We start from the raw sequence: 7,049 nt of genomic DNA, 5'->3' as shown, positions 1-7,049 counted from the left end.
CAATACTTACATGGGGCATGACAATGTGCTTATCCACGTCATCGAGCATGACATCGTCTTAACTCTGGATATCATCTTTCAGCACGCTCGAACTGGAAAGCGTAGCGACGTAATTGAGGTGTAATATTGAACAGGCTCAATTTAGGAAATATACATCAAGAAGCTGTACGCTTTGTTCAGGTGCTAGCAGGCATAGGGCACGAGGCATGTATTGACTTTACGTGTCTGAACGCTGGAGCCATACTTTATCTAACAGATAAGTGTGCCAGTCTTAAACGTGGAGTTGAAATCAGTAGTGATGCTATTGAACATAAGCTTGCCCTTAATAAGCTCCGTCAGTGGGTATCAACACAGGACGCTACAAGTGGCCGTGGGACTGAACGGCTTGAAGACCTGATAAAAAAATTAAAAATATTCTGATTATATTCTTTATTCTTAGAGAAATGGGTAAAATTAAGTTCTTTTGTTACGCAGGCATTTGAAGAAAAGCTACTTGAGGCTAAAGAGGAGGAAGATTGACTGGTCACAAATTGTGACCTCCAATGTGTTGAATAGTGAAGAAATGTTACTATAGTTACATAGCACAAGGAACTTACGGAACATTAAGAACATTTGTAACTTTATAGGATATATTTAGTGGGTCTGTTTAGTCATAATTTAGTACAACTTTAGAACGATTATTTATGTAGTCAAAGATAATTTTAGTTATTCAATATCCTGCCAAGCTCCACCATGATCAAATCCTGCAACATAGTGCATGTCACAACTGGGTCTTGTCCCAATAGTCTCTTCAAATCGATGCCATTTGACATGTCCATCAACAAAGAGATAATTTGAACCGTCCCCATGTCTATTTTCTTTTATACTGCTTCGCCATTCAGCATGAGTCTTCCATGCAGGATAGCCCTGATGTGTGAGAACACCACCTTCATCTGCCCTTTCTGAAACAATAATTCTCTCACTTGTCATCTTCACCTGTCCTATTTTTTTACCAAAAGCAAACATTCCATTAAATATATAGCTCTCGATACCTGCTTCATCTCGATGAGGATCTGAAGGACACTTCATATAATCGTATATACCATTAGAATATGGCTCAAGAAATTCCCACCACTCTTGACTTGATGTCATTGCTGTATCAGTATATGTGGGACCCTGATGAACATGAGGGAAATACTCCCCATTATCCTCTGCATACATATGTAGAGCCATTCCAATCTGACGCAGGTTAGAAATACACTTGGCTTTTCTTGCTACTTCCCTCGCTTTTGCAAGAGCTGGAAGTAACATTGACGCAAGCATAGCGATAATCGCAGTCACAACCAAAAGCTCAATCAGTGAAAATCCTCTCATTCTTTGAATCCAGTTTAAAACTCTTCTAAATCCTTTTTTATAATATTGCATTTTGTCACTCCTATTTGCATATTGTAGTGGATAACATACTCAACGTCATTACTGTATAAGTTAAGTAATTCGTGGAGAGTTTTATGACAGACGTAGAAAGCCTATACAGAGATTATAGGAGGTCCACGGATGGAGTGACAGTCATAACATAACTGTTGGTACGGTTGTTGATAGTCAAAAAATGTTCCAAAGGCTACATGATATGAAATAGTAGGGACAATAACTATCTCTGGTATATCAAAAAAAGCGGCTACAAATAAAAAGTTACAGGCAGGACAATCTGGATGATGTCTGTTAGAATCACTGTGCGTATCGCAACAGTGGTTGCTATATTCACAGCCTGAATGATTATGAAGCAGAGGATGAAAAGAAGCAAATAAAAGATAAAGAACGACACCACTTACGAATAATGCAATACCTAAAATTCGTCCTGCTCTAATAATAATTTTCATATCTCTTGTTCTAAATAGAAGCTATTTCTATTTATTAAATAAAAAAATATTACATGCGTGTATTATGCAAGCGTTTAGTGATACTTTTATATGTTGAAGAAATCCCAAAAGCGCACCCTGAAAACAGGATGATTGTTGCTCCGGATGCCATGTCGAAAAGGTAAGAAAACCATAAGCCACACAGAGTAAACAGAACGCCAAAAAAAATAGAGAGGAACATCATTTTCCTTAAACTATCTGTATACTGTTTTGCGATTGCAGCAGGAATCGTTAATAAAGCAATTACCAGAATAATACCAACAATCCTCACAAGCATTACCACTGTGATGGCAACAAGACTTAAGAGAAATAAATAAAGTATCGTAACTTTAATTCCTGATATTTCTGCGAATTCCTCATCAAAAGAAAGGGCTAAAAACTCTTTATACAGCAAACTCACCGACACAATAATGATAAAATCTAGAATAAGCATGAGAATTACATCGGAAAATGGTACGGTTAAAATGTTGCCGAAAAGGTAGCTAAAAAGGTCAGGGGCATAACCTGGAGTAAGCCCAATAAAGATAACACCTAGAGCCATTCCCATTGACCAAAAAATCCCAATGGTCGTATCTTCAGGAAGTTTACTTTTTCTGCTCACCAATCCTATACCCAGCGCAGACGCAATGCTAAAAGGTATTACTCCCAATACTGGATTTATTCCCAAAAAATATCCCAACCCAATACCGCCAAAGGCGGCATGAGCAATACCGCCGCTTATAAAAACTATTCTTTTTACGACAACGTATGTCCCGATAATCCCACAGGCAATGCTAGCAAGTATTGCAGCTAATAAAGCATTTCTTATAAACTCATATTGCAATGCTTCTATCATTTTTCTTTATGCTCCTTCATTACCCTGTGAGGGATACCATGCGCTATCATCTCTACAGGACATTGATAGACTGTCTCCAGATCTTTTCTGGTTATTTCTTTAGAGTTATGGTAAAAGAGCCTGCGGTTAAGACAAGCAATCTTATCTACGAAACTCGAAATTACTCCAATATCATGCGACACTAAGACAATTGCCATCTTATCCTTTAATCTTTTTAATAACTCATAAACTCCTTGCTGCATATGCGTATCAACACTTGCTGTCGGTTCATCAAGAAGAAGAAGCCTAGGTTCAGAGGTAAGAGCTCTAGCGATAAAAACCCTTTGTCTCTGACCTTCAGAGAGTTTGCCTATTTGTCTATATTTGAAATCAAGCATTTCTACGGTCTTGAGAGCTTGATGGGTAATATTTCTATCTTCCTCACTGTAATAGTTAAATAGGCTCGTGTGGGAAAGTCTGCCCATCAACACAACATCCCAAACGTTCACAGGAAACTCCCGATCAAAAATACGGGTCTGCGGAACATATCCTACAAATCTCCTTACCTTATTAGGCTTTTCTCCAAAAACTTTAATTTCTCCACCCTTTGGATTTATCAAGCCAAGGATTACTTTAAGCAACGTAGTCTTTCCTCCTCCATTCGGCCCAATTATACCCAAAAAGTCATTTGCTTTTATAGAAAGGCTCACACCTTCCAAGACAGTCTGGTCGTCATAATCCACATAAATATTTTTTAAACTAACAATTTCTTTTTCGCTATTCATTTTAAACTTTGGGTAAATGCATCTACAACCTTATGTAAATTTTCTATATAGTTTTTAGCTAAGGGATCCATAAATACAACTTTACCGTTAATTTCTTTGGCAATAACTTCAGCGCTTTTTTTACTAAACTGAGGAGAAGAAAAAACAACTTTTATGTTACATTTTTTCGCTTCCTTTATTAGTTGAGTCAATTCTTTAGCAGTAGGTTCTTTGCCTTCAACTTCAATCGGTATTTGCTTTAAACCATAATCAGCAGCAAAATAGCCCCATGCAGGATGAAAAACAACAAAAGACCTGTTTTTTAATGCAGAAAGCTTATCTCCGAATTCTTTATTAAGATTGTCTAGCCTTAAGATGAACTCCTGTGCATTATGAGTATAAAATTCTTTGTTCCCTGAGTCGATTTCAATAAGAGCATTTTTAATGCTTGTTACCATCAGCATCGCATTAACTGGAGAAAGCCAAATATGTGGATCTCTGCCACGATGATGTCCTTCATTTTCCTCATGATGGTGCTCCGTCATCTCTATCAATCTAATACCTTCTGAACTATCGCAAATAAGCATATTCTTGTTTAAAGAAGCGAGTTTATCCATCCAGGCTAATTCAAATTCAACCCCTGAGCCCACTTTCACATACATTTGCGCTTGGCTTACCTGTTTTAACTGACTTGGAGTTGGTTCATAAGTATGGGGGTTCCCGCCCGGAGGAATCATAACAGACACATCAACTTTATCTTTCCCTATGTTCTCTACAAAATCAGCCAGAGGAAGTATAGTTACGACAACTCCAATCTTTTTCTTGCTGTCTTGAATAGACTGAGCATTGATTGTTTTACCATTTACCAGTAAAGCAGTAACAACCAAAAGAACCATTAATCTTTTCATAAGTATCAGCCTCCTAATTTATTAATATTTATCAAAAACGCCTTTTCTTTTCCTCCGCTTCGGCATTCTTTATAAAGAAAAGACCTGTTAAATACTCCTTGCCGTCTTCAGCGGTATAATATTCTTTTTTAACCATAAATGTTCCTCTAACCTCTACAAGCTGAGGAAATGGCGGATTTACCTTAAGTCCTTTTTTCATAGTTACTATTGCTGTATTAAATATTGTAGGCAGCGGACCCCATGAACAACAAGGACAACCATAAGCATTTTTAGACACAGCAAAACTGCTTACTGGAGTGTTTAAAAAATATGCTTCAGCCGGCACAAGAAAGTATCCTGTAATTTTAACTGTCTTTCCATGCAGATTAAAAACTTCTTCAGAGATCCCTGTCATGTTATTTTTATCTGTGTTAATAATATCCCTTTCTGTTTTTTCAAGTGCTTTGAAATTTAATGTATAAATTTTTTCGTTTTTGGCTGTCTTTACTTCTACTTCGACTTTTGCGTTATTGTCTATCGACGCTGCTTTTGCTTCGTGCAGCCATTTCATTGAATAAAGAAGTGGTCTTTCGGTGCGAGTTACATTTGTTGAGGCTATTACAGTAAATAATATGAAAAACATAAGATACTTAAAAATATGGGATAATCTTACTTTCACTTATTTAATTCCTTCTTCAGCAAGTTAAGCTTTTCCTCCACTATCCTATCATTAGGATAATATCTCGTTAATTCTTCCAATACAATTATTGCCTTATTAAAATCTTTCAATCTTTCATAACAGGTCGACAACATGTTCAAGGACGATTTATGATAGGAAGCCATATTTATAGCTTTCTGGATTTTAGTTTTAGAAGATGAAATTCTTACCTGCTCAAAACATTGAATAGCCTTTTTGTAATCTTTTTTTGATACAAATATCATACCTAAGTTGAAATGGGCGACTCTGTTTTCTGGGTTAATCTTTATTGCTTCTTTGTAAGTCTGTATAGCCTCTTCTAAATATCCTTCGTTTTTATAGCTATACGCTAACCAGTTCCAAGCATTATTATTGCGCTTATCCATAATTAACACTTTCTTATATTGCCTTATTGCTTCAGGGTATAGATTATATGATGTATATGACGAAGCTCTATTGAGTAATTGGCTGATCATAAACGGTTTTATAAGAAAAATACTAATAGAGATAAAAATGAGACTGAATAACCATCTTGTGGATTGTTTTATGTGCCTTTCATGTTTATTCTCATGACTACAATTATAAGATAGTTCACATTTTTTCATGAAAAATCCTCATTAAGCTATGATAAAAAAGTACATACTAAAAACTATTAATATATCTCCCGCTATTAATCTAATATATTCCTCAAATCTTGTTAGCCTGGATGTCAAATATTTAACCAGATTCATTGATGAACCAATCAATAGTATTGGGAAACTTTGTCCCACAGCAAAGCTGAAAAATATTATTACAGAATATAAAAATGAACCTTTTATAGCCACAATCCCCGCAATAACAAAAAGCACTGAACTACAACAAGGGCAAGCTGGCATTTCTAAAAAAGCAAAAGTTATTCCAAACAGAAATGTTCCAAGAAAGCTCGTACTTTTAAACCTGTTATTAATATGACGGTTAGAATGCAGGTTAAAGCAGGTAATCAAGCCGGAGATGAATAGACCACTCAAAAATAATAAGACACCCAATCCCATGAAAATATATCTGCTTATCTCTACTAACTTGCCAGCTAAATTACTGATAATACCAAGAAATACCCCAAAAAGAGTATAACTAACAATAAGGCCTAAGCTAAAAAGGGCTGTTAAAAGTATAGACTTATTTTTGGAGTTTGAAGCTCCAACAACATATCCAAAAAACACTGGGATTCTTACTAAGGTGCAGGAACCCAAAGAGGCTATAGCTCCTGCCCAGAATACAATGAATATAGCCAATAAAGGCGTTTCCGTTAATGTCCTCTGAATAGTAGAAATCATTTCTATTTAATAATTAAAAAAATCAGCTTTTTATCCTACAATTAGAACATATACCTTCTATCTGCAAAAAATGATTTAATACCTTAAATCCATTGATCGTTTTCTTTTTAAACAAATTTTCCTCAGGAAATTCTCCAACTTTGCCGCATTTTATACATACTATATGATGGTGGTGTTTGTTGTCCTTTGCCTTGCATAATCCATAATAAAGCCTTCTATCAGGCATCTGAATCTTTGTAAGTATCCCACACTTTGAAAATAACTCCAGATTTCTATAGATGCTTGGCAAGCCTAGATGTTTAAACTTCTTTTTCAGCCCTTTCCAAATAACTTCAGGATTTAGATATCGTTCCCTGCTTAAAAAGAAACTTATAATAGCTATACGCCGAGGAGTAAGCTTAAATTTTTTTTCTTGCAATTTATCTAGATATATTTTCATAACTTTCCAAAAACAAATAGAAACAACTTCTATTTGGGATATTACAAGAATTGCTATTTCCCTGTCAAGTTTTTTTCTGATTCTGTCAACACAAAAAATTTTAGGGAACGGTCAACACATCATTACCCCCCTTGCCAGAAAAAGACTGATCTAATCTGATCACGACATCAAGGTCAATAGGTGGAATCATAAGCAAGCGCTTGTCCAGATCCGGCACCTTCTCTCTAGCCAACTGCCATG

The 7,049-nt window shown here is 35.9% G+C and carries 10 protein-coding genes; 1 reads left to right on the top strand and 9 read right to left on the bottom strand.

All coding sequences use genetic code 11. The features are described from left to right. The first annotated feature begins 126 nt into the window (after window positions 1-126). Window positions 127-420 (top strand): hypothetical protein, encoded by a 294-nt coding sequence (locus Q7J67_05535; protein ID MDO9464742.1) that lies wholly within the window; start codon window positions 127-129, stop codon window positions 418-420. A 285-nt stretch (window positions 421-705) separates the two neighbouring features. Here Q7J67_05535 and Q7J67_05530 read toward each other — a convergent pair whose 3' ends face one another. The 9 genes from Q7J67_05530 to Q7J67_05490 form a co-directional block, all read right to left on the bottom strand. Beyond that, complete coding sequence (locus Q7J67_05530) at window positions 706-1,404, bottom strand: DUF1559 domain-containing protein (GenBank protein MDO9464741.1); 699 nt, start codon at window positions 1,402-1,404, stop codon at window positions 706-708. Between the two features lie 101 nt (window positions 1,405-1,505). Continuing rightward, window positions 1,506-1,856 carry a hypothetical protein gene (locus tag Q7J67_05525; protein ID MDO9464740.1) on the bottom strand — a complete coding sequence of 117 codons (351 nt, stop codon included), beginning with the start codon at window positions 1,854-1,856 and terminating at the stop codon, window positions 1,506-1,508. 49 nt (window positions 1,857-1,905) lie between these two features. Continuing rightward, on the bottom strand, window positions 1,906-2,730 hold the full coding sequence (locus tag Q7J67_05520) for a metal ABC transporter permease (protein ID MDO9464739.1): 825 nt from the start codon (window positions 2,728-2,730) through the stop codon (window positions 1,906-1,908). Beyond that, window positions 2,727-3,494, bottom strand: a complete 768-nt coding sequence (locus Q7J67_05515) for an ABC transporter ATP-binding protein (GenBank protein ID MDO9464738.1) — start codon at window positions 3,492-3,494, stop codon at window positions 2,727-2,729. Before Q7J67_05515 ends, Q7J67_05520 begins: the two co-directional genes overlap by 4 nt. Beyond that, window positions 3,491-4,381, bottom strand: a complete 891-nt coding sequence (locus Q7J67_05510; protein ID MDO9464737.1) for a zinc ABC transporter substrate-binding protein — start codon at window positions 4,379-4,381, stop codon at window positions 3,491-3,493. Before Q7J67_05510 ends, Q7J67_05515 begins: the two co-directional genes overlap by 4 nt. A 31-nt stretch (window positions 4,382-4,412) precedes the next feature. Further along, the gene (locus Q7J67_05505) at window positions 4,413-5,039 is read right to left on the bottom strand and encodes a hypothetical protein (GenBank protein MDO9464736.1); all 627 of its coding nucleotides are present in this window, start codon (window positions 5,037-5,039) and stop codon (window positions 4,413-4,415) included. Beyond that, window positions 5,036-5,662, bottom strand: a complete 627-nt coding sequence (locus Q7J67_05500) for a tetratricopeptide repeat protein (GenBank protein MDO9464735.1) — start codon at window positions 5,660-5,662, stop codon at window positions 5,036-5,038. The genes Q7J67_05505 and Q7J67_05500 overlap by 4 nt, the downstream gene beginning before the upstream one ends. Window positions 5,663-5,674: 12 nt before the next feature. Next, window positions 5,675-6,370 (bottom strand): cytochrome c biogenesis protein CcdA, encoded by a 696-nt coding sequence (locus tag Q7J67_05495; GenBank protein ID MDO9464734.1) that lies wholly within the window; start codon window positions 6,368-6,370, stop codon window positions 5,675-5,677. Between the two features lie 22 nt (window positions 6,371-6,392). Beyond that, window positions 6,393-6,809: a transcriptional repressor gene (locus Q7J67_05490; GenBank protein MDO9464733.1), complete on the bottom strand. Its 417-nt coding sequence runs from the start codon at window positions 6,807-6,809 to the stop codon at window positions 6,393-6,395. Between the last annotated feature and the right edge of the window lie 240 nt (window positions 6,810-7,049).

It is taken from the genome of bacterium, assembly GCA_030652805.1.
Lineage (GTDB): Bacteria > JAHJDO01 > JAHJDO01 > JAHJDO01 > JAHJDO01 > JAHJDO01.
This window is presented reverse-complemented; position numbering and strand designations above follow the sequence as displayed.

What these genes read in the sequence shown, in the direction of transcription:
- Q7J67_05525 (MDO9464740.1), bottom strand. Translation starts at nt 1,856, where the DNA reads ATGAAAATTATTATTAGAGCAGGACGAATTTTAGGTATTGCATTATTC.
- Q7J67_05530 (MDO9464741.1), bottom strand. Translation starts at nt 1,404, where the DNA reads ATGCAATATTATAAAAAAGGATTTAGAAGAGTTTTAAACTGGATTCAA.
- Q7J67_05515 (MDO9464738.1), bottom strand. Translation starts at nt 3,494, where the DNA reads ATGAATAGCGAAAAAGAAATTGTTAGTTTAAAAAATATTTATGTGGAT.
- Q7J67_05495 (MDO9464734.1), bottom strand. Translation starts at nt 6,370, where the DNA reads ATGATTTCTACTATTCAGAGGACATTAACGGAAACGCCTTTATTGGCT.
- Q7J67_05490 (MDO9464733.1), bottom strand. Translation starts at nt 6,809, where the DNA reads ATGAAAATATATCTAGATAAATTGCAAGAAAAAAAATTTAAGCTTACT.
- Q7J67_05510 (MDO9464737.1), bottom strand. Translation starts at nt 4,381, where the DNA reads ATGAAAAGATTAATGGTTCTTTTGGTTGTTACTGCTTTACTGGTAAAT.
- Q7J67_05520 (MDO9464739.1), bottom strand. Translation starts at nt 2,730, where the DNA reads ATGATAGAAGCATTGCAATATGAGTTTATAAGAAATGCTTTATTAGCT.
- Q7J67_05500 (MDO9464735.1), bottom strand. Translation starts at nt 5,662, where the DNA reads ATGAAAAAATGTGAACTATCTTATAATTGTAGTCATGAGAATAAACAT.